General features: G+C 67.3%; 21 protein-coding genes. 18 read left to right on the forward strand and 3 right to left on the reverse strand.

What is annotated here, in order from left to right; translation table 11 throughout:
- The first annotated feature begins 3 nt into the window (after window positions 1-3).
- From ccsB to msrQ, 3 genes are all read left to right on the forward strand, one after another.
- Entirely contained in the window at window positions 4-1,194 is a 1,191-nt protein-coding gene (gene ccsB, locus KU887_RS01830) for a c-type cytochrome biogenesis protein CcsB (RefSeq protein ID WP_006494454.1), read from the forward strand.
- Between the two features lie 158 nt (window positions 1,195-1,352).
- Window positions 1,353-2,348 (forward strand): protein-methionine-sulfoxide reductase catalytic subunit MsrP, encoded by a 996-nt coding sequence (msrP, locus tag KU887_RS01835; protein ID WP_060214790.1) that lies wholly within the window; start codon window positions 1,353-1,355, stop codon window positions 2,346-2,348.
- A gap of 20 nt (window positions 2,349-2,368) precedes the next feature.
- A complete protein-coding gene (gene msrQ / locus KU887_RS01840; RefSeq protein WP_006482924.1) occupies window positions 2,369-3,055 on the forward strand; it encodes a protein-methionine-sulfoxide reductase heme-binding subunit MsrQ in 687 nt (228 codons plus the stop codon).
- Window positions 3,056-3,137: 82 nt separating this feature from the next.
- On the opposite strand, the gene KU887_RS01845 is transcribed toward msrQ, so the two are convergent.
- A complete protein-coding gene (locus KU887_RS01845; RefSeq protein WP_006491729.1) occupies window positions 3,138-3,413 on the reverse strand; it encodes a lipoprotein in 276 nt (91 codons plus the stop codon).
- A 36-nt stretch (window positions 3,414-3,449) separates the two neighbouring features.
- Here KU887_RS01845 and cyaY point away from each other — a divergent pair, with 36 nt between their 5' ends.
- A complete protein-coding gene (gene cyaY, locus KU887_RS01850; protein WP_006482891.1) occupies window positions 3,450-3,776 on the forward strand; it encodes an iron donor protein CyaY in 327 nt (108 codons plus the stop codon).
- A gap of 81 nt (window positions 3,777-3,857) precedes the next feature.
- Here the strand turns inward: cyaY and KU887_RS01855 are convergent, their stop codons facing one another.
- Complete coding sequence (locus KU887_RS01855) at window positions 3,858-6,251, reverse strand: penicillin-binding protein 1A (RefSeq protein WP_034201087.1); 2,394 nt, start codon at window positions 6,249-6,251, stop codon at window positions 3,858-3,860.
- A 220-nt stretch (window positions 6,252-6,471) separates the two neighbouring features.
- Here KU887_RS01855 and KU887_RS01860 point away from each other — a divergent pair, with 220 nt between their 5' ends.
- The 12 genes from KU887_RS01860 (at window position 6,472) to ugpQ (ending at window position 18,602) form a co-directional block, all read left to right on the forward strand.
- Window positions 6,472-7,395, forward strand: a complete 924-nt coding sequence (locus KU887_RS01860) for a competence protein ComA (RefSeq protein ID WP_077176558.1) — start codon at window positions 6,472-6,474, stop codon at window positions 7,393-7,395.
- Window positions 7,392-8,036 (forward strand): fimbrial protein, encoded by a 645-nt coding sequence (locus KU887_RS01865; RefSeq protein ID WP_077188922.1) that lies wholly within the window; start codon window positions 7,392-7,394, stop codon window positions 8,034-8,036. Before KU887_RS01860 ends, KU887_RS01865 begins: the two co-directional genes overlap by 4 nt.
- The gene (locus KU887_RS01870; RefSeq protein ID WP_077188923.1) at window positions 8,033-8,899 is read left to right on the forward strand and encodes a pilus assembly protein; all 867 of its coding nucleotides are present in this window, start codon (window positions 8,033-8,035) and stop codon (window positions 8,897-8,899) included. Before KU887_RS01865 ends, KU887_RS01870 begins: the two co-directional genes overlap by 4 nt.
- Window positions 8,896-10,521 (forward strand): type IV pilus secretin PilQ, encoded by a 1,626-nt coding sequence (pilQ, locus tag KU887_RS01875; RefSeq protein WP_258253835.1) that lies wholly within the window; start codon window positions 8,896-8,898, stop codon window positions 10,519-10,521. Before KU887_RS01870 ends, pilQ begins: the two co-directional genes overlap by 4 nt.
- 40 nt (window positions 10,522-10,561) lie before the next feature.
- Window positions 10,562-11,116, forward strand: a complete 555-nt coding sequence (aroK, locus tag KU887_RS01880; protein ID WP_034201082.1) for a shikimate kinase AroK — start codon at window positions 10,562-10,564, stop codon at window positions 11,114-11,116.
- Complete coding sequence (gene aroB / locus KU887_RS01885; protein ID WP_006481864.1) at window positions 11,113-12,192, forward strand: 3-dehydroquinate synthase; 1,080 nt, start codon at window positions 11,113-11,115, stop codon at window positions 12,190-12,192. The genes aroK and aroB overlap by 4 nt, the downstream gene beginning before the upstream one ends.
- Before the next feature lie 41 nt (window positions 12,193-12,233).
- Complete coding sequence (locus tag KU887_RS01890) at window positions 12,234-13,442, forward strand: deoxyguanosinetriphosphate triphosphohydrolase (protein ID WP_077055994.1); 1,209 nt, start codon at window positions 12,234-12,236, stop codon at window positions 13,440-13,442.
- 88 nt (window positions 13,443-13,530) lie between these two features.
- Window positions 13,531-14,865, forward strand: coding sequence for a sn-glycerol-3-phosphate ABC transporter substrate-binding protein UgpB (ugpB, locus tag KU887_RS01895; protein WP_006481865.1), 1,335 nt, complete (start codon window positions 13,531-13,533; stop codon window positions 14,863-14,865).
- Window positions 14,866-14,961: 96 nt separating this feature from the next.
- A complete protein-coding gene (gene ugpA / locus KU887_RS01900) occupies window positions 14,962-15,846 on the forward strand; it encodes a sn-glycerol-3-phosphate ABC transporter permease UgpA (protein WP_006481867.1) in 885 nt (294 codons plus the stop codon).
- Complete coding sequence (ugpE, locus tag KU887_RS01905) at window positions 15,843-16,688, forward strand: sn-glycerol-3-phosphate ABC transporter permease UgpE (RefSeq protein WP_034201080.1); 846 nt, start codon at window positions 15,843-15,845, stop codon at window positions 16,686-16,688. Before ugpA ends, ugpE begins: the two co-directional genes overlap by 4 nt.
- A 31-nt stretch (window positions 16,689-16,719) precedes the next feature.
- Entirely contained in the window at window positions 16,720-17,805 is a 1,086-nt protein-coding gene (locus KU887_RS01910) for a sn-glycerol-3-phosphate import ATP-binding protein UgpC (RefSeq protein ID WP_006481861.1), read from the forward strand.
- Between the two features lie 26 nt (window positions 17,806-17,831).
- Window positions 17,832-18,602, forward strand: coding sequence for a glycerophosphodiester phosphodiesterase (gene ugpQ, locus KU887_RS01915; protein WP_006491785.1), 771 nt, complete (start codon window positions 17,832-17,834; stop codon window positions 18,600-18,602).
- Between the two features lie 176 nt (window positions 18,603-18,778).
- Here the strand turns inward: ugpQ and KU887_RS01920 are convergent, their stop codons facing one another.
- The gene (locus KU887_RS01920; RefSeq protein WP_006490624.1) at window positions 18,779-19,510 is read right to left on the reverse strand and encodes an OmpW family protein; all 732 of its coding nucleotides are present in this window, start codon (window positions 19,508-19,510) and stop codon (window positions 18,779-18,781) included.
- A gap of 193 nt (window positions 19,511-19,703) precedes the next feature.
- Between KU887_RS01920 and KU887_RS01925 the strand changes: the two genes are divergently transcribed.
- Complete coding sequence (locus KU887_RS01925) at window positions 19,704-20,417, forward strand: transposase (RefSeq protein ID WP_006494443.1); 714 nt, start codon at window positions 19,704-19,706, stop codon at window positions 20,415-20,417.
- Between the two features lie 288 nt (window positions 20,418-20,705).
- Window positions 20,706-25,409 carry a glutamate synthase-related protein gene (locus KU887_RS01930; protein ID WP_006490631.1) on the forward strand — a complete coding sequence of 1,568 codons (4,704 nt, stop codon included), beginning with the start codon at window positions 20,706-20,708 and terminating at the stop codon, window positions 25,407-25,409.
- Window positions 25,410-25,448 lie beyond the last annotated feature (39 nt).

Here is a 25,448-nt window from a genome sequence, read left to right on the forward strand (position 1 = left end):
ATCATGGATCTCACGCAAGTTTCCTCTTCCCGTACGGCGTCGGCCCCGGCGCCGGCATCGTCGCCGTTGTTCGACGAGCGTCCGTTCCTCGCGCGCCTGTCGCTGTTCGACTGGCTGTTCGCCCTGGCGCTCGTGGCGGGCGCGGGCTATGCGCTCGTGCACTACAACGCGCACATGGATTACTACGACAAGGCAGTGATGATCGGCACCGTGCCGGCGCTCGTCGCGCTCGGCTGGCGCTGGAAGCCTGCGCGGCTGATGATGGCGTCGATCGCCGTGCTGTCGCTGTTGTCGATCCAGATCTACCAGGGCGATCTCGCCCGCGCCGATTCGGCGTTCTTCCTCAAGTACTTCCTGTCGAGCCAGTCGGCGATCCTGTGGATGAGCGCGATGTTCGTGCTCGCGACGATCTTCTACTGGATCGGGCTGCTCGCGCGCGCCGAAACGGGCGCCGCGATCGGCCAGAAGCTCACGTGGGTCGCCGTGCTGATGGGCTTCACGGGGCTGATGGTGCGCTGGTACGAGTCCTACCTGATCGGTGCGGACGTCGGGCACATCCCCGTATCGAACCTCTATGAAGTGTTCGTCCTGTTCAGCCTGATCACGGCGCTGCTTTATCTGTATTACGAAGGCCACTACGGCACGCGTTCGCTCGGCGCGTTCGTGCTGCTGGTCATCAGCGCGGCGGTCGGCTTCCTGATGTGGTACTCGGTCGCGCGCGATGCGCAGCAGATCCAGCCGCTCGTGCCGGCGCTGCAAAGCTGGTGGATGAAGATCCACGTGCCGGCGAACTTCATCGGCTACGGCAGCTTCGCGCTGTCGGCGATGGTGTCGGTCGCGTACCTGATGAAGGAGCGCGGGATCCTCGCGGATCGCCTGCCGACGCTGGAGGTGCTCGACGACGTGATGTACAAGTCGATCGCGGTCGGTTTTGCGTTCTTCACGATCGCGACGATCCTCGGCGCGCTGTGGGCGGCCGAAGCGTGGGGCGGCTACTGGAGCTGGGACCCGAAGGAAACCTGGGCGCTGATCGTGTGGCTGAACTACGCGGCGTGGCTGCACATGCGGCTGATGAAGGGCCTGCGCGGCGCGGTGGCCGCCTGGTGGGCGCTCACCGGCCTGCTGGTCACGACGTTCGCGTTCCTCGGCGTCAACATGTTCCTGTCCGGGCTGCACAGCTACGGCAAGCTGTAAGATTTCCGCCGCTCGTCCGACCATAGACCGCCGGTGCACTGCGTGCCCGGCGGTTTTCTTTTGTAATGAGCGGGCGAACCGGGCGTCGAACGGCGCGCGACGGGCCGGGTCGAACGCTGATGAAGCATGCGCGTCGCGCATGCGGGAGGAACTGCACGATGTGGATCAAACGCCCTTTGCGTAACGTACTGACCGGCGCGGATATCGCGCCGAGCGAGATCACGCCGCGCGCGGTATTCGAGAATCGGCGGCGCGTGTTGCAGGCGGCCGGCCTCGCGGCCGCGGGCGGCCTGTTCGGCACCAGCGGCGCGGCGCTCGCCGCGTATGCGTCACCCGACGCGCGGGCGGCGAAGCTCGCGGCAAAAACCAACCCGACATTCGTCGCCATCGACAAGGTGACGCCGTTCAAGGACATCACGTCCTACAACAACTTCTACGAATTCGGCACCGACAAGAGCGATCCGGCGCAGAACGCGGGCACGTTGCGGCCGCGCCCGTGGCGCGTGAGTGTCGAAGGCGAGGTGCAGCACCCGAAGGTGTTCGATCTCGACGAGTTGCTGAAGCTCGCGCCGCTCGAGGAGCGCGTGTACCGGCTGCGCTGCGTCGAGGGCTGGTCGATGGTGATCCCATGGATCGGCGTGCCGCTGTCCGAGCTGATCAAGCGCGTGCAGCCGACTGGCAACGCGAAATACGTGCAGTTCATCACGCTGGCCGATCCGTCGCAGATGCCGGGCCTGTCGACGCCCGTGCTCGACTGGCCGTATTCGGAAGGGCTGCGCATGGACGAGGCGATGAATCCGCTGACGCTGCTGACGATGGGCGTCTACGGGCAGGTGCTGCCGAACCAGAACGGTGCGCCGGTGCGGATCGTCGTGCCGTGGAAATACGGGTTCAAGAGCGCGAAGTCGCTCGTGAAGATCCGCTTCGTCGACAAGCAGCCGAAGACGAGCTGGAACACGTACGCGGCGAACGAGTACGGCTTTTATTCGAACGTGAACCCGAACGTCGATCATCCGCGCTGGAGCCAGGCGACCGAGCGGCGCATCGGCGAGGACGGCTTCTTCACGCCGAAGCGCAAGACGCTGATGTTCAACGGCTACGGCGACTTGGTCGCATCGATGTATCAGGGCATGGACCTGAAAAAGAATTTCTGAGCGCGACCGTGAGAAACGACATGCATCCTTCGACGCTCACACCCGCGCGCGCCGCGGGCGCCGGGCAGGCTGCCCGCACGGCGCGTGCCGGGGCGAACCGTCCTGCCGCGCCGCGCTGGCTCGCGCCGGCCAAGGTGCTGGTGTTCGCAGCCGGCCTCTACCCGCTCGCACGCATCGTGCTGTTCGGGCTGACCGACCGGCTCGGCGCGAACCCGATCGAATTCATCACGCGTTCGACCGGTTTGTGGACGCTCGTCCTGTTGTGCATCACGCTGGCCGTTACGCCGCTGCGGCGCATCACGGGCTTCGCGCCATTGCTGCGCTTTCGTCGGATGATCGGGCTGTTCGCGTTCTTTTACGCGACGCTGCACTTCACGACCTACCTGTGGTTCGACAAGTGGTTCGACGTCGTCGCGATCCTGAAGGATGTCGGCAAGCGCCCGTTCATCACGGTCGGTTTCGCGGCGTTCGTGCTGTTGATTCCGCTCGCCGCGACGTCGCCGCGCGCGATGGTGCGCCGGCTCGGTCGCCACTGGGCGACGCTGCACAGCGCAATCTACGCGATCGCGCTGTTCGGCGTGCTGCACTTCTGGTGGATGCGGGCGGGCAAGCACGATCTGGCGCAGCCGAAGCTCTACGCGGCGATCGTCGCCGCGCTGCTCGGCTGGCGGCTGGTGACGTGGGGCTGGCGGCGCGTGCGCGCGTGACGGCGCGGCCGCTGAAAAACAAAAGGCGATGACCGGGAAGTCATCGCCTCGTTTCGTGCGCCGCGCGGGCGGCAGTGCGTCGTTACTTCGTCGCGGCCGGGCCCGATGCCGGGGCGGGCATGGTCGATGTGCTCGACAGTTCGGGCGACAGCGTGAGCGGCGAGCCGGACGTGTCGGGCGACTCGTCGGACGACGCGTTTTCGTCGGTCGGTTTCACGTCCGACGGCGGCGTATTCTGCGGCTGGATCGGCTTGGGCATCGGAGGCACGGTGGGCAGATAGAGCGCGCCGCTTTGACCGCAGCCGGCAAGAATCGCCAAAGCCGCTACAATCGCGCTCATCCGGAAAACGACTCGCATGATCGTCCCTGAACAATTTAACCGATAGAGTTTAGCATGTCCGATACTGAATACCTGGCCCGTGCAGAGGCCGTGCTGGCGGCCGTCGAGCGTACCGTGGACGTCGCGAACGACGGCGATCACGACATCGATCTGGAACGCAATGGCAGCGTGCTGACGCTGACGTTCGAGAACGGCTCGAAGATCATCGTCAACCTGCAGCCGCCGATGAAGGAGGTGTGGATCGCCGCGAAGGCCGGCGGATTCCACTACCGTTTCATCGACGGCGAATGGCGCGATACGCGCACGGGCACCGAGTTCTTCTCGGCGCTCACCGACTACGCGACCCAGCAGGCCGGCTTGCCGATCACGTTCAGCGCGTAACGGCGGGAGCGCAGCGCTCCGCGCGTCGTGCCCAAAGAAAAAGCGCCCCGCGGGGCGCTTTTTTCATGGCCGGGCCGCGGGTCAGTGGCCGCGGAACAGGTTCATGATGTCCTGCTTCTCCTGCTCGTCGACGTGCGGCACGGCCTCGTCGACGTTCTGCGCAGCGGGCGCCTGCGGCACGCCGACCGTCGACACGAAGCCGTGGCCCGGCGTGAACTCGGTGAAGTACAACTCGCCGCCGAGCGATTCGACGCCTTCCGGCACCGTCGGCTTGAATTCCGGCACGCCCTTCAGCGCAGCGCCCATGTAGTCGATCCAGACCGGCAGCGACAGGCCGCCGCCGGTTTCGCGATCGCCGAGGCTGCGCGGATTGTCATAGCCGATCCATGCGATCGCGGCGAGCGTGTGCTGGTAGCCGGCGAACCACGCGTCGTGCGAGTCGTTCGTCGTGCCGGTCTTGCCCGCGAGATCGGTGCGCTTCAGCACGTTGGTCCGCGCGCCCGTGCCGCGCTGCGCGACGCTCTGCAGCAGGCTGTTCATCACGTAGGCGTTGCGCGCGTCGATCGCGCGCGGCGCGTTCTGCTCGGCGACGAGCGGCTGCGCGCGCGCGACGACCGCGCCGTTCGGATCGGTGACTTCGGCGATCAGGTACGGATTGACGCGATAGCCGCCGTTCGCGAAGACCGAATACGCGCCGGCCATCTGCAGCGGCGTGACCTGGCCGGCGCCGAGTGCCATCGGCAGGTAGGCCGGATGGCGCTCGGCGTCGAAGCCGAAGCGCGTGATGTATTGCTGCGCGTATTTCGTGCCGATGTGATTCAGGATCCGGATCGACACGAGGTTGCGCGAGCGCTGCAGCGCGGTGCGCATCGACATCGGGCCTTCGAAGCCGCCGCCGTAGTTCTTCGGCTCCCACGGCTGGCCGCCGGTTTCCGCGGCGCTGAAATACAGCGGGCCGTCGTTGATCACGGTGGCGGGCCCGAGGCCCTTGTCGAGCGACGCCGAGTAGATGAACGGCTTGAACGACGAACCGGGCTGCCGCCACGCCTGCGTGACGTGGTTGAACTTGTTCTTGTTGTAGTCGAAGCCGCCGACGAGCGAGCGGATCGCCCCGTCCTGCGGGACGATCGACAGGAACGCGCCTTCGACCTGCGGCAACTGCGTGATCGACCATTTGCCGGCGTCGTTCTTCACGACCCGGACGATCGCGCCGGGGCGGATGCGCCGGTTCGGCTGCGCGTTGGCCGACAGCGCGCCCGACGCGAAGCGCAGGTTGTCGCCCTCGATCGTCGCCGTGCTGCCGTCGATGAACGCCACCGTGATCTGGCGCGGGCTCGCGGCCGTCACGACCGCGGCGATCAGCTCGCCGTTGTCGGGATGCTCGAGCAGCGCGTCGTCGATCGCCTGTTCGCGATCGTCGGCGCCGGCCGGCAGTTCGATGAAGCCTTCCGGCCCGCGATAGCCGTGGCGGCGCTCGTAATCCATGATGCCCTTGCGCAGCGCGGTGTACGCGACCTGCTGGTCCGCGGAGTCGATCGTCGTGACGACGTTGAAGCCGCGCGTGTAGGTTTCCTCGCGATACTGCGCATACATCATCTGTCTGACCATTTCCGCGACGTACTCGGCGTGCACGCTGAAATCGCGGCCCGGACCCTTGACGACGAGCGGCTGCGCGGCGGCTTCGTCGTACTGTTCGCGCGTGATGAAGTTCAGCTCGAGCATCCGCTGCAGGATGTATTCCTGGCGCACCTTCGCGCGCTTCGGATTCACGACCGGGTTATACGCGGACGGCGCCTTCGGCAGCCCCGCGAGCATCGCGGCTTCCGCGAGCGTGATGTCCTTCAGATCCTTGCCGAAATAGACGCGCGCCGCGCTCGCGAAGCCGTACGCACGCTGGCCGAGATAGATCTGATTCATGTAGACCTCGAGAATCTGATCCTTCGTCAGCGCGCGCTCGATCCGGTACGCGAGCAGCATTTCGTAGATCTTGCGCGTGTAGGTCTTCTCGCTCGACAGGAAGAAGTTGCGCGCGACCTGCATCGTGATCGTGCTCGCGCCCTGCGACGCGTGGCCGTTCGTCAGCGCGACGAAGCCGGCGCGGATGATGCCGGTGAGGTCGACGCCGCCGTGATCGTAGAAGCGCGCGTCCTCGATCGCGAGGATCGCCTTCTTCAGCGAGTCGGGCACGTCCTTGAAATGAACGACGTCGCGGCGCTCCTCGCCGAATTCGCCGATCAGCACGTGATCGGACGTATAGATGCGCAGCGGTACCTTCGGCCGATAGTCGGTCAGCGCGTCGAGCGACGGCATGTTCGGCCAGGCCACGACGAGCGCATAGCCGAGCACGAGGCCGCCGGCCACGACGAGGGCCACGCACATCGCGGCGAAGCCGAGCAGGACTTTTTGCCACCAGGGCCGCTTCTTCGGCTCCGGGGCGGGAGGCGGGGACGTAGGAGTCGTGGATTGCATAGGCATACCGGAAAACAGTCCCGCGATTATAGCTGCCCGGTAAGACCGGTCCTGACGCGGGGGCCGCCCGTCGGAGAACCGCGGGTCGGCGTGCCGTCAGCATAGTCCGCGCATGGCCACCGCGAGCGGATGCTGGCCGTTTGGCCGACTGTCGGCCGCATGCGTCGCTTTGCAGAATCAGGTCTCGGAAACGCGGCGTGGGCCGCGACGATCTCGGGAGGCTGGGATGGCAGGACGATGGGTGGCGCGGTTTGCACAGGGCAGGCACCGGTCGACGGGAATCGACGTCGGTGCGCACGAGGTGAGGGTGGCCGTGCTGAGCCGGCGCGGCAGGGACGCGGACGTGCGCGTCGAGGGGCTCGAGCGGGAGCCGGTCGGGTTGGCGGGCGGGCCGGAAGACGCACGCTGGGCGGCGGTCGCGCGATCGCTGGCGGCGGCCGTGTCGCGGCTGTCGGCGGCCGAGGTGCGGTGCGACGCGTGCGGCGTGATGGCGCTGCACGATGACGAGATGCGCACCGCGACGCTCGATCTGGCCGGGCGCGGCGACATTCCGGACGCCGCGCGGCAGGCGGCCGAACGCATCTCGGGGCTGGCGCCGGACAGTCTCGCGTTCGACTGGCGGCACTACGGCGGCGTGCGATCCGGCGAGATCGCGGTGGCGGTGGCGCCGCTGGCGTTGCTCGAGCGGCGCATCGACGTGGCCGCGCAGGCCGGTATCGACCTGACCGTGATCGACGGCGAGTCGGCCGCCGTGCTGCGTGCGCTGCGCTATGCCGCGCAGTTCGAACTCGACGCGCAGGGTGCCTACGCCGCGCTGTGGTTCTGCGACGCGGGCGTGCGCGGCTGGCGAATCGAGGGTTCGTCGGCTATCCCGGTGCTGACGCTGTCCGGCACGTTGCCGGAAGCACTGCCCGATGCGTTGCGGCGGCGCGCGCTCGGGGCCGTGCATTGCGTATTCGTCGCCGGGGACGAGCGATGTATCGCCCGCTTCGACACGTCCGTCGCCGAGATCGGCGACGTGCTCGGCACGGCGGTGGTCCCGTTCGACTGCACGGGCTGGGACGGACAGCCGTGCGCGCGCGCCGGCATGCCGGGCGGCCCGGCGTTTGCCGTCGCATTCGGGCTGGCGTTGCGCGGGGTGTGGGAATGACGGCCGCTCACGTGTCGGCAAGCGAAGGCGCGGCGGCGGCCGAGCAGGCGATACTCGGCGACTTCAACCTGCTGCCGTACCGCGAGCGATTGGCGCAGGCGTTGCGGCGTCGCCGGGTCGCGCAGTGCGGTGTGGCGATGCTGCTCGGCGTGCTCGGTGCGGGGCTGTGGACGGGCGCCGCCGTGTTGTCGCGGTGGCGGGTGGATGCCGAGCGCGCCAGCGTGGAGACGCGGCTGCGGCAGTTGCAGCCCCAGGTGGCGGCTGCGACGCGTGCGGTCGATGCCGCCGCCGCCATCGCGCGACGCGACGCACAGGCGGCTGCGCTGGCCGCGCCTTACCGGCGCATGGCAGGGCTGTTGGCGACCTTGAAGCAGGTGCGTGCCGATCGTATCCGGCTCGACGCGCTGCGCATGACGTCGACCGGCGCGGTGCTCGAAGCGCGCGCCGAGAGTTACCGGGCCGCTGCGCGATGGCTCGCCGCGATGGCGCGCGAGCAGCGCGACTGGCGGATCGATATAGAGACGTTGAAGCCGGCCTCGGATGCGCCGGCTCCCACGGCCGGGATGCCGTTCCGCTTCTCGGTGCAGTTGCGCTGGCACGACCCGACGGCGTCGCGGACGATGTCGGGAGGCGGCGCATGACGACGCTCGTGCATCGGCCGGCGCTGGGTGGCGGCGTCGGGCCAGGCGGCATGCCGCGCGTGTCGCCGGCGGCCGCGCATGCCGCGGGTTGCGTGCTGGCATTCGCGGCCGTGCTGGGCGGCGGCATTCATCTGGCGAATGCGGCCGACTGGAGCGGGCTTGCCCATAGTCGCGCGTTGCTCGCCGCAGCGCAGGCGCGCGCGGCCGACGCGCAACGCGTGCTCGCTTCCACTGGACAACGACGCGACGGGCATCGTGCGTCGACGCGCGACGATCGTTCGCCGCATGCGCCGGAATGGGCCGCGCTGATGCTGGAACTGGCCGATCTCGCCGCGTCGAGCGGGCTGAGCGGCGTATCGGTCGAACCGCAGCGCGCCGATGGCGCGGCACCGGACGGCCGGCGCACCGTGCACATCGCCGCCGATGGTGGTTTTCGCGCGCTGCTGCACATGGTTGGCGGCCTGGCGCGGTTCCCGGTGCTGGCCGTACCGTCGGCGCTGCGTATCGAGCGTGGCACGTCGGCGGCGCGGGTCGACATGTCCGTCGACGTGTTTCCGGCGCTGCCGGCGACCACGACCGCGGACGGCAACACGACGGTTCGCGTCGCTGCGCCCGACGCCGATCCGTTCGGCGACGCCGGCGCGGCCGAAGCGGCGGGTCACGCAGCCCGCTTCGCCGGCACGATTCGCGACGCGCGGGCCGGCCTCGCGTTGTTCGACGACGGCGACGGCGCGTTCACGGCCGTCGCGCCTGGCGACGTACTGGGTGCCGCGCGCGTGGTGCGCATCGATCGCGCGGCCGTGACGCTTGCGACGGCGGACGGCTCGCAGCGGCTCGTCCTGGACGACGGAGGTCGGCCATGACGAAACACCGTTGTTGGGTGCTTGCCCTCTGGGCCGGCGTGACGGCGGCCGGCGCAAGCGCGTCGTTGCCGCCGCTGCCGGCGGTCTGGCCCGCCGGGTCGACGGATGTGTCGGTGCCGGGTCTGCCGCTGCGTGTGGCCGACGGCGTGGATAGTGCGGCAACGGAAGACGCCGGCCCGCCACCGTTCAATCATGCGGCGCGCGCGGCACGGCAGACGGAAACCGCCGCACCGGGCCCCGCGCTGGAGGGACCGCCGATCCCGCTGGCGCCGCCGGCCCGGATGAGCGACGCCGCAGCCCGCCAACCGGGCGATGCGGACGACGCACGGCGGATCTCGCTGAATCTGCAGGGCGTCGGGCTCGCGGCGGCATTCGACGCGATCGCGCGGTTCACCGGGCTCAATATCGTCGTCGGCGAGCAGGTGCGCGACACGGTCACGTTGCGTCTGAACAATGTTCGCTGGCGCGAGGCGTTCGACACGCTGCTCGACATGCACGGGCTTGCGATGTCCCGGCGCGGCAACGTGATCTGGGTCACGCCGGCAGCCGAGCTGGCTGCGCGCGAACGCGAGCGCTTCGACATGCACGCGCGGGCCGCCGATCTCGAGCCGCTGGCGAGCCGTACCTTCATGCTGCACTATCCGCGCGCGCAGGACGTACAACGGCTGCTGGCCGGCGCGACCGGCCAGCGCCTGCTGTCGAAGCGCGGCGCCGCAGCGGCCGATCCGCGTACCAACCTGCTGTTCGTCACCGATCTCGCACCGCGTATCGTGCAGATCGCCGGCCTGATCGACGCGATCGACCGGCCGTCGCGGCAGGTCCGGATCGAGGCCCGCATCGTCGAAGGCGAGCAGGGTTTCTCGCGCAACCTCGGCGCACGTGTCGCGCTGCGTGCGCAGGGGCGGCCGCCGTCAGCCGAGGGCACGTCGTTCACGGCGGACGCGCGCAACGCGCTCGACCTTGCCGCGCGGCCGCTCGGCGGTTTCGACGCGGCCACCGCCGGCTTCACGCTGTTCGCCGCGCCGCTCAGCCGCGTACTCGACATCGAGCTCAGCGCGCTGGAGGCGCAGGGCCGGGGCCAGATCGTTTCGCGTCCGCGGGTGGTCACGGCCGATCGCGTCAAGGCCATCGTCGAACAGGGTTCCGAGCTGCCGTACCAGGCGAAGGTCGGCAATGGCATGAGCGGCGTGCAGTTCCGCCGCGCGACGCTCAAGCTGGAGGTCGAGCCGCAGATCACGCCGGACGGGCGCGTGGTGCTCGATCTCGACGTGACCAAGGACAGCGTCGGCGAGCCGACCGCGGCCGGCCCCGCCATCCATACGAAGCATGTGCAGACGCGCGTCGAGGTCGAGAATGGCGGGACGGTCGCGATCGGCGGTATCTATGAACAACTGAACCGGAACGATGTGACGCGCGTGCCGCTCTTGGGCAAAATACCCATTCTGGGCGCGTTTTTCCGGCACCGCGCGCAGCGCGACCAGCGCAACGAACTGGTCGTCTTCATCACGCCGACCGTCGTCGATCCGCGGTGCGGCGCACCCGGCGCGGGCGACGAGGATGCCGAGAAAACGGGGCCGGAAGCCGCCGGCGCAGGCTCGACAAGGCAGCCGCTTTGCCAGTAAGCTGCGCCACACACCAGCAAGATTGAAGCAGAGGAAGCCGTTGCAAGCGCGGGACCCACATGCAAACGTATTTTTCGTCGGCCTTATGGGAGCGGGTAAGACCACCGTGGGCCGTGCGGTCGCGCGTCGTCTCGACAGGACGTTCTTCGACTCCGACCACGAAATCGAGGCCCGTACGGGCGCGCGCATCCCGGTGATCTTCGAGCTGGAGGGCGAGGCCGGGTTTCGCGACCGCGAAACGCAGGTGATCGCCGATCTCACGCAGCGCGAGAACATCGTGCTCGCGACGGGCGGCGGCGCGGTGCTGCGCCCGGAAAATCGCGACAGCCTGAAAACCAACGGCATCGTCGTCTACCTGCGCGCCAATCCGCACGATCTGTGGCTGCGCACGCGCAAGGACAAGAATCGCCCGCTGTTGCAGACGGACGATCCGAAGGGGCGTCTCGAAGCGCTGTACGAAGTGCGCGACCCGCTGTACCGCGAATGCGCGGATTTCGTCATCGAGACCGGCCGTCCGTCGGTCAACGGTCTCGTCAACATGGTGCTGATGCAACTCGAACTGGCCGGCGTCATCGCCAAGCCGCTACAAGCATGATTACTGTCAACGTCGATCTGGGCGACCGCGCCTATCCGATTCATATTGGCGCCGGCCTGATCGGCCGCACCGAGCTGTTCGCGCCCCACATCAAGGGTTCGTCCGTCACGATCGTCACGAACACGACGGTCGATCCGCTCTATGGCGACGCGCTGCGCGCGGCGCTCGCGCCGCTCGGCAAGCGCGTGTCGACGGTCGTGCTGCCGGACGGCGAGGCGTACAAGAACTGGGAAACGCTGAACCTGATCTTCGACGGCCTGCTGACGGACCACGCCGATCGCAAGACGACGCTCGTCGCGCTCGGCGGCGGCGTGGTCGGCGACATGACCGGTTTCGCCGCCGCGTGCTACATGCGCGGCGTGCCGTTCATCCAGGTGCCGACGACGCTGCTGTCGCAGGTCGATTCGTCCGTCGGCGGCAAGACGGGCATCAACCACCCGCTCGGCAAGAACATGATCGGCGCGTTCTACCAGCCGCAGGCCGTGATCGCGGACATCGGCGCGCTGACGACGCTGCCCGATCGCGAGCTGGCGGCCGGCGTCGCCGAAGTCATCAAGACCGGCGCGATCGCCGATGCCGAGTTCTTCGACTGGATCGAGGCGAACGTCGAGGCGCTGAACCGTCGCGAGCCCGCCGCGCTCGCGCATGCAGTGAAGCGTTCGTGCGAGATCAAGGCGAGCGTCGTCGCGGCCGACGAACGCGAAGGCGGCCTGCGCGCGATCCTGAACTTCGGCCACACGTTCGGCCATGCGATCGAGGCCGGGCTCGGCTACGGCGAATGGCTGCACGGCGAAGCGGTCGGCTGCGGGATGGTGATGGCGGGCGACCTGTCGGTGCGGCTCGGCCTCCTCGACGAAGCATCGCGGCAGCGCCTCGATGCGGTGATCGCGGCCGCACATCTGCCGACCCGCGCGCCCGCGCTCGGCGATGCGCGCTACATGGACCTGATGCGCGTCGACAAGAAGGCCGAGGCCGGCGCGATCAAGTTCATCCTGCTGAAGCGATTCGGCGATACGCTGATCACGCAGGCGCCGGACGAAGCGGTATTCGCTACACTGGCGCAGACGACCCGCTAACGGCGGCCCGGATGCGCCGGCGCCCCTGACATGGAGGAGACGTGAGCGAGACATCCAGCAGCACATTGCCCGAAGCCAGCCGCGCATCCGCTGCGCCGGTGGCCGAGCCGCCGACGCTGGCGGCGCTGGAAGCCCATCTTGCTCCGTATGCCGCGCACGCGTCGCAGTCGCGCGGCCGCCGCTATCCTGAAACGCCGCCGGCGGCGCGCACCGAATTCCAGCGTGATCGCGATCGGATCGTCCACTCGACCGCGTTTCGCCGGCTCGAATACAAGACGCAGGTCTTCGTCAATCACGAAGGCGACCTGTTCCGCACCCGCCTCACGCACAGCCTCGAAGTCGCGCAGATCGCGCGCTCGGTCGCGCGCAACCTGCGCCTGAACGAGGATCTCGTCGAAGCGATCTCGCTCGCGCACGACCTCGGCCATACGCCGTTCGGCCATGCCGGGCAGGACGCGCTGAATGCGTGCATGCGCGAGCACGGCGGCTTCGAGCACAACCTGCAGAGCCTCGCCGTGGTCGACGAGCTCGAGGAGCACTACGGCGCGTTCAACGGGTTGAACCTGTGCTTCGAGACGCGCGAAGGCATCCTGAAGCACTGCTCGCGCGAGAATGCGCGCAAGCTCGGCGCGCTCGGCGAGCGCTTCCTGCAGGGCCGCCAGCCGTCGCTCGAAGCGCAGCTCGCGAACATCGCCGATGAAATCGCGTACAACAACCACGACGTCGACGACGGCCTGCGCTCCGGCCTGATCACGATCGAGCAGCTCGCGGAGGTCGAGCTGTGGCAGCGTCACTACGAAGCGGCGCTCGCCGAATTCCCGCACCTCGAAGGCCGCCGTCTCGTGCACGAGACGGTGCGCCGCATCATCAACACGCTGATCGTCGACCTGATCGACGAGACGACGCGCAATCTTGCCCGCGTCGCGCCCGCATCGCTCGACGACGTGCGCGCCGCGCCGCCGCTCGTGTCGCACAGCCCGGCAGTCGCCGCGCAGGCCGCCGCGCTCAAGCGCTTCCTCTTCAAGAACCTGTATCGCCATTACAAAGTGATGCGCATGGCGAGCAAGGCGCAACGCGTCGTCACGGGGCTGTTCGACGCGTTCATCGACGATCCGCGCCTGCTGCCGCCGCCGTACCAGTCCGACGACGCGGCGCAGCAGCCGCGTCTCGTCGCGCACTACATCGCCGGCATGACCGACCGCTTCGCGCTGAAGGAATATCAGCGCCTGTTCGTCATCAGCGACAACTGACTGTCATAAACGATCACTAGACTTCGCCGGTTCAATGGCGACGGGAATGTTGCACACGCTGTTGGTAACGTTTTCATAGGAGAGGTCGATGAAGAAGAAGCCTGCGGGGACACTGGTTCGTTCGATCGCGCTCGGCGGCGCGCTGATGTTCGGGGCGCAGCACGTCGCGCTCGCCGCGACGGAAATTCAGTTCTGGCATGCGATGGAGGCTGCGCTCGGCGAGCGGGTCAACGCGATCGCCGACCAGTTCAACGCGTCGCAAAGCGACTACAAGATCGTGCCGGTCTTCAAGGGCACTTACGACCAGGCACTCGCGGCGGGCATCGCGGCCTATCGCAGCGGCAACGCGCCGGCGATCCTCCAGGTCTACGAAGTCGGCACGGCGACGATGATGCAGGCGAAGAAGGCGGTCGTGCCGGTCTACGACGTGTTCAAGCAGGCGGGCGTGACGCTCGACGAGAAGGCGTTCGTGCCGACCATCGCGAGCTACTACAGCGATGCGAAGACGGGCCACCTCGTGTCGATGCCGTTCAACAGCTCGACGCCGGTGCTGTACTACAACAAGGATGCGTTCAAGAAGGCGGGCCTCGATCCGAACCAGCCGCCGAAGACGTGGGCCGACGTGAAGGCCGATGCCGAGAAGCTGCGCAAGGCGGGGATGGCGTGCGGCTTCACGACCGGCTGGCAGGGCTGGATCCAGCTCGAAAACTACAGCGCGTGGCACGGGCTGCCGTTCGCGAGCCGCAACAACGGCTTCGACGGCACCGACGCCGTGCTCGAGTTCAACAAGCCGCAGCAGATCGCGCACCTCTCGTTCCTCCAGCAGATGGCGAAGGACGGCACGTTCACGTACGCGGGCCGCAAGGACGAAGCGTCGGCGAAGTTCTACAGCGGCGACTGCGGGATCCTGACGACGTCGTCCGGCGCGCTCGCGAACGTGCAGAAGTTCGCGAAGTTCAGCTACGGCACGGGGATGATGCCGTACGACGCGAACGTGAAGGGCGCGCCGCAGAACGCGATCATCGGCGGCGCGAGCCTGTGGGTGCTGGCCGGCAAGGATCCGGCGACCTACAAGGGCGTCGCGAAATTCCTCGCGTACCTGGCTTCGCCCGCCGTCGCCGCGAAGTGGCATCAGGACACCGGCTACCTGCCGGTCACGACCGCCGCGTACGACCTGACGCGCCAGCAGGGCTTCTATGCGAAGAACCCGAGCGCCGAAACCGCGATCAAGCAGATGCTGAACAAGCCGCCGCTGCCGTACACGAAGGGGCTGCGCCTGGGCAACATGCCGCAGATCCGCACGGTCGTCGACGAGGAGTTCGAACAGGTCTGGGCGCAGAAGAAGGCGCCGAAGGACGCGCTCGATTCGGCCGCGTCGCGCGGCGACGAACTGCTGCGCCGCTTCGAGAAGTCGGGCGGCTGAGCGCGCATCGCTGCGTGCCGCCGGCGGTGTCGCGCGCCAGCGCGTGCCGTCCGGCGGTGCGGTTTCCTTTCCGTTTCGCCTGACCGGATATCCGCGATGCAATCCCGTTCCCGTTTCGGTACGAGCCCGGTGCCGTACCTGCTGATCGCGCCGCAGCTCGCGATCACCGCCGTGTTCTTCCTGTGGCCGGCCGGCGTCGCGCTGTGGCAGTCCACGCAGATGCAGGACGCGTTCGGCACGTCGAGCGAATTCGTCGGCTTCGCGAACTTCACGCACCTGTTCGCCGATCCGCTGTATCTCGATTCGTTCCGCACGACCCTCGTGTTCAGTTCGCTCGTCACGGTGAGCGGGCTCGTCGTGTCGCTGCTGCTCGCCGCGTGCGCCGACCGCGTGATCCGCGGCGCGCGCGCGTACCGCACGCTGCTGATCTGGCCGTACGCGGTCGCGCCGACGATCGCCGCCGTGCTGTGGGCGTTCCTGTTCAACCCGAGCATCGGCCTGATCACGTATGCGCTCGCGAAGGGCGGCATCGTGTGGAACCACGCGCTGAACGGCGGGCAGGCGATGTTCCTCGTCGTGCTGGCGTCGGTGTGGAAGCAGGTGAGCTACAACTTCCTGTTCTTCTACGCGGGGCTGCAGGCGATTCCGCGCTCGCTGATCGAGGCGGCGGCGATCGACGGCGCGGGGCCGGTGCGGCGCTTCTTCAACATCGTGCTGCCGCTGCTGTCGCCGACGAGCTTCTTCCTGCTGGTCGTGAACCTCGTCTACGCGTTCTTCGACACGTTCCCGGTGATCGACGCGGCCACCGGCGGCGGCCCGGCGCAGAGCACCAAGACGCTGATCTACAAGATCTTCGCGGAGGGCTTCCAGGGGCTCGACATCGGCAGTTCGGGCGCGCAGTCGGTCGTGCTGATGATCATCGTCGTGGGGCTTACGGTGATCCAGTTCCGCTTCGTCGAACGCAGGGTGCAATACGCATGATCGAGAATCGCAAGGGCTTCGACCTGTTCTGCCACGCGGTGCTGATCGCGGGCGTCGTGCTGATCGTGTTCCCCGTCTACGTCGCGTTCTGCGCGGCGACGATGAACGCGCAGGAAGTGTTCACGGTGCCGCTGTCGCTGGTGCCGAGCACGCACCTGTTCGAGAACATCGCGTACATCTGGGGGCACGGCAGCGGCGGCACGACGGCGCCGTTCGGCCGCCTGCTCGTGAACAGCTTCGCGATGGCGCTCGGCATCGCGGTCGGCAAGATCGCGGTGTCGATCCTGTCCGCGTATGCGATCGTCTACTTCCGCTTTCCGTTTCGCAACACGGCGTTCTGGCTGATCTTCGTCACGCTGATGCTGCCGGTGGAAGTGCGGATCTTCCCGACCGTGCAGGTCGTGTCGACGCTGCACCTGACGAACACCTACGCGGGGCTCACGATGCCGCTGATCGCATCGGCGACCGCGACGTTCCTGTTCCGCCAGTTCTTCATGACGCTGCCCGACGAGTTGATGGACGCGGCGCGCATCGACGGCGCGGGGCCGCTGCGCTTTTTCTGGGACGTGGTGCTGCCGCTGTCGAAGACGAGCATCGCCGCGCTGTTCGTGATCACGTTCATCTACGGCTGGAACCAGTATCTGTGGCCGATCCTGATCACGACGGAGGCGTCGCTGTCGACGGCGGTGGTGGGCATCAAGACGATGATCGCGAGCGGCGACGCCGCGACCGAATGGCAATACGTGATGGCGGCGACGCTGCTGGCGATGCTTCCGCCGCTTGTCGTCGTGCTGGCGATGCAGCGCTGGTTCGTGCGCGGCCTCGTCGATTCCGAGAAATGAACGACCGACGTAACCGGGAGAAGGACCAGGTATGGCTGCGCTGAGCTTGAAGGGCGTCAGGAAATCCTACGACGGCAAGCAGCACGTGCTGCATGGCATCGACGTGGAGATCGCCGACGGCGAATTCATCGTGCTGGTCGGCCCGTCGGGCTGCGGCAAGTCGACGTTGCTGCGGATGATCGCGGGTCTCGAAACCGTGACGGACGGCGAGATCGCGATCGGCGACCGGGTCGTCAACACGCTGGAGCCGAAGGACCGCGACATCGCGATGGTGTTCCAGAACTATGCGCTGTATCCGCACATGACGGTCGCGCAGAACATGGGCTACGGGCTGAAGATCCGCGGGATCGAGCGCGCGACGATCGATGCGCGGGTGGCGGCGGCCGCGAAGATCCTCGAGCTCGAGCCGCTGCTCGCGCGGCGGCCGCGCGAGCTGTCGGGCGGCCAGCGGCAGCGCGTCGCGATGGGGCGCGCGATCGTGCGCGAACCGTCGGTGTTCCTGTTCGACGAGCCGTTGTCGAACCTCGACGCGAAGCTGCGCGTGCAGATGCGGCTCGAGATCCAGCGGCTGCACGCGCGGCTCGCGACGACGAGTGTGTACGTGACGCACGACCAGATCGAGGCGATGACGCTCGCGCAGCGGGTGATCGTGATGAACCGCGGCTACGCGGAGCAGATCGGCGCGCCGGTCGACGTGTACGAGAAGCCGGCGACCGTGTTCGTCGCGGGCTTCATCGGCTCGCCCGCGATGAACCTGATGCACGGCCGGCTGTCGGAAGACGGCGCGACCTTCACGGTCGCGGGCGGCGGCCCCGCGCTGCCGGTCGCCGGCGCACCGGGCATCGGCAGCGAGATCGCTACCGGGCGCGACTGGGTACTCGGCGTGCGTCCCGAACACATGACGCCGCAGCCGGGCGTCGCGCAGGCGACGCTGCCGGTCGATTCGTGCGAGCTGCTCGGCGCGGACAATCTCGCGCACGGCCGCTGGGGCAATCACGACGTCGCGGTGCGCCTGCCGCACGCGGACCGCCCGGCGCGCGGCACGGCGCTGGCGGCGGCGCTGCCCGCGCACCGGCTGCATTTCTTCGATCCCGAAACCGGCAAGCGGGCCGGCTGAAACCGTTTGACTGCGGGAGACCGACGATGACGATCCGTACCGACTGGCCCTATCCGCGCGTCGTCGCCCATCGCGGCGGCGGCACGCTCGCACCGGAGAACACGCTGGCCGCGCTCGACGAGGGCGCGCGGCGCGGTCACCGGATGGTCGAGTTCGACGCGAAGCTGTCGGCCGACGACGTGACCTTCCTGCTGCACGACGACACGGTCGACCGGACCTCGAACGGTCACGGAGCGGCGGCGGGCATGCGTTATGCGGCGCTGGCCGCGCTCGATGCGGGCGCGTGGCGCGACGCGCGTTTCGCGGGCGAACGGATGCCGACGCTCGAGGCGGCGGCGGCGCGCTGCATCGCGCACGGGCTGGCCGCGAACGTCGAGATCAAGCCGTGCCCGGGGCGCGAGCGCGAAACCGGGCAGCGCGTGGCGGCCGATGCGGCCGCGTACTGGCGCGATGCCGCCGTGGCGCCGCTGCTGTCGTCGTTCTCGTTCGACGCGCTGCGGCAGGCGCGCGCGACGGCGCCGGCACTGCCGCGCGGGATGCTCTACGAAGTCGTGCCGGACGACTGGCATGCGCAGGTCATCGATGCGCTCGACTGCGTATCGTTGCATGCAGACCACACTCGGCTCGACGAATCCCTGGTGCGTGCGATCAAGGCCGCCGGATTGCGCATCCTGGTTTACACGGTGAATGACCTCGAACGGGCGCGCGAACTGGCGCGTTGGGGCGTCGACGCGGTCTGCACGGACCGCATCGACCTGATCGCGCCCGACGCGCTGGACGATATCGACGTCGTCTGACGGCCACGGCCGCGGCGGCGTCCGGTAAAACCCTTGCGCCGAACGTGCCTGACGCGAAAAAACGACGCCCCGACGGGATTTCCGTCGGGGCGTTTTGCATCGTGGAGACGTTACGCCAGGAAAAATCCGCTACAAATTGCAGCAGGATTAACCATTCCCCAAATATTCGACTACGCTTAGAAGCGGTAGCCGACGTTCAGGTACGTCACGATCGGGTTCAGCGAGATGTGGGCCTTCGACGTTTCCGTCAGCGTACCGACCGGGGTCCGGCGCGCCGTCGTGAAGGTCGCGGTCACGCTGACCGGGATGTACGACATCGAGAAGCCGGCGAACCAGTGCTTCGTGAAGTTGTACGTGAAGCCGGCGTTGAACACGGGCGCCCACTGGTTGCTGGTCGTGGCGCTGGTCGGGCCGCCGAGCACGCCGTTCTCGAACGTGCTGTTCGTGATCTTCGCGCCGGTGAACCAGATATACGTCGCGCCGACGCCGACATACGGACGGAACTTCGCGTTGGCGTCGTTGAAGTAGTACTTGAGGAGGAGCGCAGGGCTCCACTGGTACGCGCGGCCAAGCGTACCGAACTTCGAGAACTGGCCCTTGCCGGTGATGTCGAACTTCGGCGGGATGCCGGCGATGAACTCGGTGGCGATATGGTCGGTCACGAAGTAACCGGTCGCCAGCGCGAGCGTGTCGGCATCGCTGATGCCGGCGCCGGTGTTGGGAATCGACTGATTGACGGGCGTGCCGCCTACGCCGTAGACGAACAGCGGGTCGCTGCTGTCCTGCGGCGCAAGGTGCAGCCAGCCGGTGCTGACGTAGAAATCACCTGCGGATTGTGCATGTGCCGTACCGCCCGCGAACGTGAATGCGAGCGCTGCGGCCCCCGTAATGGCCAGTTTTCGTTTCATTGTGTCTCCTCCGATCAAAGGCGTGCTCATTATGACGACTGCGTTTAAAACCAAACAAGCTCGTAAGTTAGAGTTTTCTCCCTAGGATTCGCACGACCGTACGCTTACGCGCGCCGCTGGGGCAGGCATTCTACGCAGGTGCGCATTTTCGGACCTCCGGGTATTTCCTAACGCGTTCAAACGGACATTCAGCATGGCACGGTTAGCACGACTCTACGTTCCCGACCAGCCGCAGCACGTGATACTGCGCGGCCTGGATCAGCAACCCGCGTTCGTCGACGACCAGGACTACGAACTCTTCATCGATTGCCTGAAGGCCGCCGCACGCGATCATCACCTGGCGGTACACGCCTACGTGCTGCTGCCGCGCCAGGTGCAACTCCTCGTGACACCGAGCGACGAGGCGAGCCTGCCGAAGGCGATGCAGGCCGTCGGCCGTCGCTACGTCGCGCATTTCAACCGGCGCTATTCGCGGCGCGGCACGTTGTGGGAAGGCCGCTATCGCGCGACCGTGATCGAAGGCGAGCGCTATTTCCTGCTCGCGAGCCGCGTGGTCGAGATGAGCCCGGTGCGCTCGCAGCTCGTCGCGACGCCCGAGGCCTATCGCTGGTCGAGCTACCGGCATCACGTCGGGCTCACCGTCGACAGCCTGATCACCGACCATCCGCTCTACTGGGCGCTCGGCAACACGCCGTTCGACCGCCAGCGGGCGTACAAGGAGCTGTGCGAACAGCCGCTCGACGAGCGGCAGGCCGATCAGCTGCAGCAGGCCACGCTGAAGGGGTGGGTGCTCGGCGGCGAGAATTACCGCGAGTGGGCGGCGCGCACCGCGAACCGGCGCGTCTCGCCGTTGCCGCGCGGGCGCCCCAGAAAGGTGCGTGAAAACACGCCGCCGATCCAGCAGTAACGCCGGAAAGGCGGGCCAGAAGCGGCGCGGCGGGCGCCGCTTCTTTTTGCACCAAAACGATACGGCCCCAATAAAACAGCACCAGATCGAGGCATTCGTTTAATTGGGGTTCGATCAAGCGGTTTTTGTTGCTATTCCCTTGATTCGTCGCGTATATTCCGAATTCCGGTGGCCCGGGCGAAGCCTGCCCAACCACTGTCGGCCGTGCCGTCTCCTGTCGGGAGCGGGCTCGACGGCAACAAGAAAACGGTTCAACGGCCTCCAGGCCCCCTTTACGACGGTGTCCCCATGAACGACCACCAGCAGCCGCTCGCCGCGGTGCCCGCCGCACAAGGTCTGTACGACCCGCAAAACGAACACGACGCCTGCGGCGTCGGCTTCGTCGCTCACATCAAGGGCAAGAAGAGCCACGAGATCATCCAGCAGGGTCTGAAGATCCTGGAGAACCTCGATCACCGCGGCGCGGTCGGCGCCGATCCGCTGATGGGCGACGGCGCGGGCATCCTGATCCAGATTCCGGACGCGTTCTATCGCGAGGAAATGGCGAAGCAGGGCGTGAACCTGCCGCCGGCCGGCGAATATGGGGTCGGGATGATCTTCCTGCCGAAGGAGAACGCGTCGCGTCTCGCGTGCGAGCAGGAGCTCGAGCGTACGGTGAAGGCCGAAGGCCAGGTCGTGCTCGGCTGGCGCGACGTGCCGGTCGACCATGCGATGCCGATCTCGCCGACGGTCAAGGCGAGCGAGCCGCTGATCCGCCAGATCTTCATCGGTCGCGGCAAGGACATCATGGTGACGGACGCGCTCGAGCGGAAGCTGTACGTGATCCGCAAGACCGCGAGCCACCGCATCCAGGCGCTGAAGCTCAAGCACGGCAAGGAATACTTCGTGCCGTCGATGTCGGCGCGCACCGTCGTCTACAAGGGGCTGCTGCTGGCCGGCCAGGTCGGCGTGTACTACCGCGACCTGCAGGACGAGCGTGTCGTGTCGGCGCTCGCGCTCGTGCACCAGCGCTTCTCGACCAACACGTTCCCGGCGTGGGAACTGGCTCACCCGTACCGGATGATCGCGCACAACGGCGAGATCAACACCGTGAAGGGCAACGTGAACTGGCTGAACGCGCGTACCGGCGCGATCGCGTCGCACGTGCTCGCCGACGATCTGCCGAAGCTGTGGCCGCTGATCTACCCGGGCCAGTCGGATACCGCATCGTTCGACAACTGTCTCGAACTGCTGGTGATGGCAGGCTACCCGCTCGTGCACGCGGTGATGATGATGATCCCGGAAGCGTGGGAACAGCACACGCTGATGGACGAGAACCGCCGCGCGTTCTACGAATACCACGCCGCGATGATGGAGCCGTGGGACGGCCCGGCCGCGATCGCGTTCACCGACGGCCGCCAGATCGGCGCGACGCTCGACCGTAACGGCCTGCGCCCGGCGCGCTACATCGTCACCGACGACGACCTCGTCATCATGGCGTCGGAAGCCGGCACGCTGCCGATCCCCGAATCGAAGATCGTCAAGAAGTGGCGCCTGCAGCCGGGCAAGATGTTCCTGATCGACATGGAACACGGCCGCATCATCGACGACAAGGAACTGAAGGACAACCTCGCGAACGCGAAGCCGTACAAGAGCTGGATCGACGCGGTGCGCATCAAGCTCGACGAGATCGAGCCGAAGGCCGAGGAAGTCGCGGCCGGCCGCACGCAGGGCGCCGCGCTGCTCGACCGCCAGCAGGCGTTCGGCTATACGCAGGAAGACCTGAAGTTCCTGATGGCGCCGATGGCGGCGCAGGGTGAGGAAGCCGTCGGTTCGATGGGCAACGATTCGCCGCTCGCGGTGATGTCGAACAAGAACAAGACGCTCTATCACTACTTCAAGCAGCTGTTCGCGCAGGTCACGAACCCGCCGATCGACCCGATCCGCGAGAACATGGTCATGTCGCTCGTGTCGTTCATCGGCCCGAAGCCGAACCTGCTCGACACCAACAACATCAACCCGCCGATGCGTCTCGAAGTGTCGCAGCCGGTGCTCGACTTCAAGGACATCGCGAAGATCCGCGCGATCGACCAGTACACGGGCGGCAAGTTCAGCGCGTACGAACTGAACATCTGCTATCCGGTCGCGTGGGGCAAGGAAGGCATCGAGGCGCGCCTCGCGTCGCTGTGCGCGGAAGCCGTCGACGCGGTGAAGTCGGGCTACAACATCCTGATCGTGTCGGACCGCAAGACGGACGCCGAGCACGTCGCGATTCCGGCGCTGCTCGCCACGTCGGCGATCCACACGCACCTCGTGCAGCAAGGGCTGCGCACGAGCACGGGCCTCGTCGTCGAGACGGGTTCCGCGCGTGAGACGCACCACTTCGCGCTGCTCGCGGGCTACGGCGCGGAAGCCGTGCACCCGTACCTCGCGATGGAAACGCTCGCGAAGATGGCCGAAGGGCTGCCGGGCGACCTGTCGCCGGAGAAGGCCGTCTACAACTTCACGAAGGCGGTCGGCAAGGGCCTGCAGAAGGTGATGTCGAAGATGGGCATCTCGACGTACATGTCGTACACGGGCGCGCAGATCTTCGAAGCGCTCGGCCTGTCGAGCGACCTCGTCGAGAAGTACTTCAAGGGCACCGCGTCGAAGGTCGGCGGCATCGGCCTGTTCGAGGTCGCGGAAGAAGCGATCCGCCTGCACCGCGACGCGTTCGGCGACAACCCGGTCCTGCGCGACATGCTCGACGCGGGCGGCGAGTACGCGTACCGCGTGCGCGGCGAAGACCACATGTGGACGCCGGATTCGATCGCGAAGCTGCAGCACGCGACGCGCAGCAACTCGTACCAGACGTACAAGGAATACGCGCACCTGATCAACGACCAGACCAAGCGTCACATGACGTTCCGCGGCCTGTTCGAGTTCAAGGTCGAGCCGACCAAGGCGATCCCGATCGACGACGTCGAGCCGGCGAAGGAGATCGTCAAGCGCTTCGCGACCGGCGCGATGTCGCTCGGGTCGATCAGCACCGAGGCGCACGCGACGCTCGCGATCGCGATGAACCGGATCGGCGGCAAGTCGAACACCGGCGAAGGCGGCGAGGACGAGAAGCGCTATCGCAACGAACTGCGCGGCATTCCGATCAAGTCGGGCGAGACGCTGAAGTCGGTGATCGGCGACGAGATCGTCAGCGACATCGCGCTGAAGGACGGCGATTCGCTGCGCTCGAAGATCAAGCAGGTCGCGTCGGGGCGCTTCGGCGTCACCGCCGAGTACCTGGCATCGGCCGACCAGATCCAGATCAAGATGGCGCAGGGCGCGAAGCCGGGCGAAGGCGGCCAGCTGCCGGGCCACAAGGTGTCGGAATACATCGGCAAGCTGCGTTACTCGGTGCCGGGCGTCGGCCTGATCTCGCCGCCGCCGCACCACGACATCTACTCGATCGAGGATCTGGCGCAGCTGATCCACGACCTGAAGAACGTGAACCCGAGCGCGAGCATCTCCGTGAAGCTCGTGTCGGAAGTGGGCGTGGGCACGGTCGCGGCCGGTGTCGCGAAGGCGAAGGCCGATCACGTCGTGATCGCCGGCCACGACGGCGGCACGGGCGCGTCGCCGCTGTCGTCGGTCAAGCACGCCGGCACGCCGTGGGAACTCGGCCTCGCCGAAACGCAGCAGACGCTGGTGCTGAACCGCCTGCGCGGCCGCATCCGCGTGCAGGCCGACGGCCAGATGAAGACGGGTCGCGACGTCGTGATCGGCGCGCTGCTCGGCGCGGACGAATTCGGCTTCGCGACGGCGCCGCTCGTCGTCGAGGGCTGCATCATGATGCGCAAGTGCCACCTGAACACGTGCCCGGTCGGCGTCGCGACGCAGGATCCGGTGCTGCGTGCGAAGTTCAAGGGCCAGCCCGAGCACGTCGTGAACTATTTCTTCTTCGTCGCCGAGGAAGTGCGCGAGATCATGGCGCAGCTCGGCGTCGCGAAGTTCGACGACCTGATCGGCCGCGCCGATCTGCTCGATACGCGCAAGGGCATCGAGCACTGGAAGGCGAAGGGCCTCGACTTCTCGCGTGTGTTCTACCAGCCGGAAGAGTGCGAGGACGTCGCGCCGCGTCACGTCGACGTGCAGGATCACGGCCTCGAGCGCGCGCTCGACCACGTGCTGATCGAGAAGGCGAAGGCCGCGATCGAGAACGGCGAGCATGTGTCGTTCATCCAGCCGGTGCGCAACGTGAACCGCACGGTCGGCGCGATGCTGTCGGGCGTGATCGCGAAGAAGCACGGCCACGACGGCCTGGCCGACGACGCGGTGCACATCCAGCTGAAGGGCACGGCCGGCCAGAGCTTCGGCGCGTTCCTCGCGAAGGGCGTGACGCTCGACCTCGTCGGCGACGGCAACGACTACGTCGGCAAGGGCCTGTCGGGCGGCCGGATCATCATCCGTCCGACCAACGACTTCCGCGGCAAGTCCGAGGAAAACATCATCTGCGGCAACACGGTGATGTACGGCGCGATCGAAGGCGAAGCGTTCTTCCGCGGCGTCGCGGGCGAGCGCTTCTGCGTGCGCAACTCGGGCGCGACGGCGGTCGTCGAAGGCACGGGCGACCACGGCTGCGAATACATGACGGGCGGCACGGTCGTCGTGCTCGGCGAGACGGGGCGCAACTTCGCGGCCGGCATGTCGGGCGGCCTCGCGTACATCTACGATCCGGAAGGCACGTTCGCGGCCAAGTGCAACAAGTCGATGGTCGCGCTCGAGCCGGTGCTGCAGCAGGCCGAGCAGGAGCGCACGGTCGACCGCGCGCTCTGGCACGCCGGCACGACGGACGAAGCGCTGCTCAAGGGGCTCGTCGAGCGTCATTTCCAGTTCACGGGTTCGCCGCGCGCGAAGTCGCTGCTGGAAAACTGGGACGCGGCGCGCCGCCAGTTCGTGAAGGTGTTCCCGCACGAATACAAGCGCGCGCTGGGCGAGATCGGTGCGAAGAAGGCGGCGAAGGAAGTGCTGGCCGCCTGAGCGACGAACGACATAGCGAATGCCGCGCGCGCCTGATGG

Origin of the sequence: Burkholderia sp. EMB26 (assembly GCF_024730645.1) — a bacterium.
Classification (GTDB): Bacteria; Pseudomonadota; Gammaproteobacteria; order Burkholderiales; family Burkholderiaceae; genus Burkholderia; species Burkholderia cenocepacia.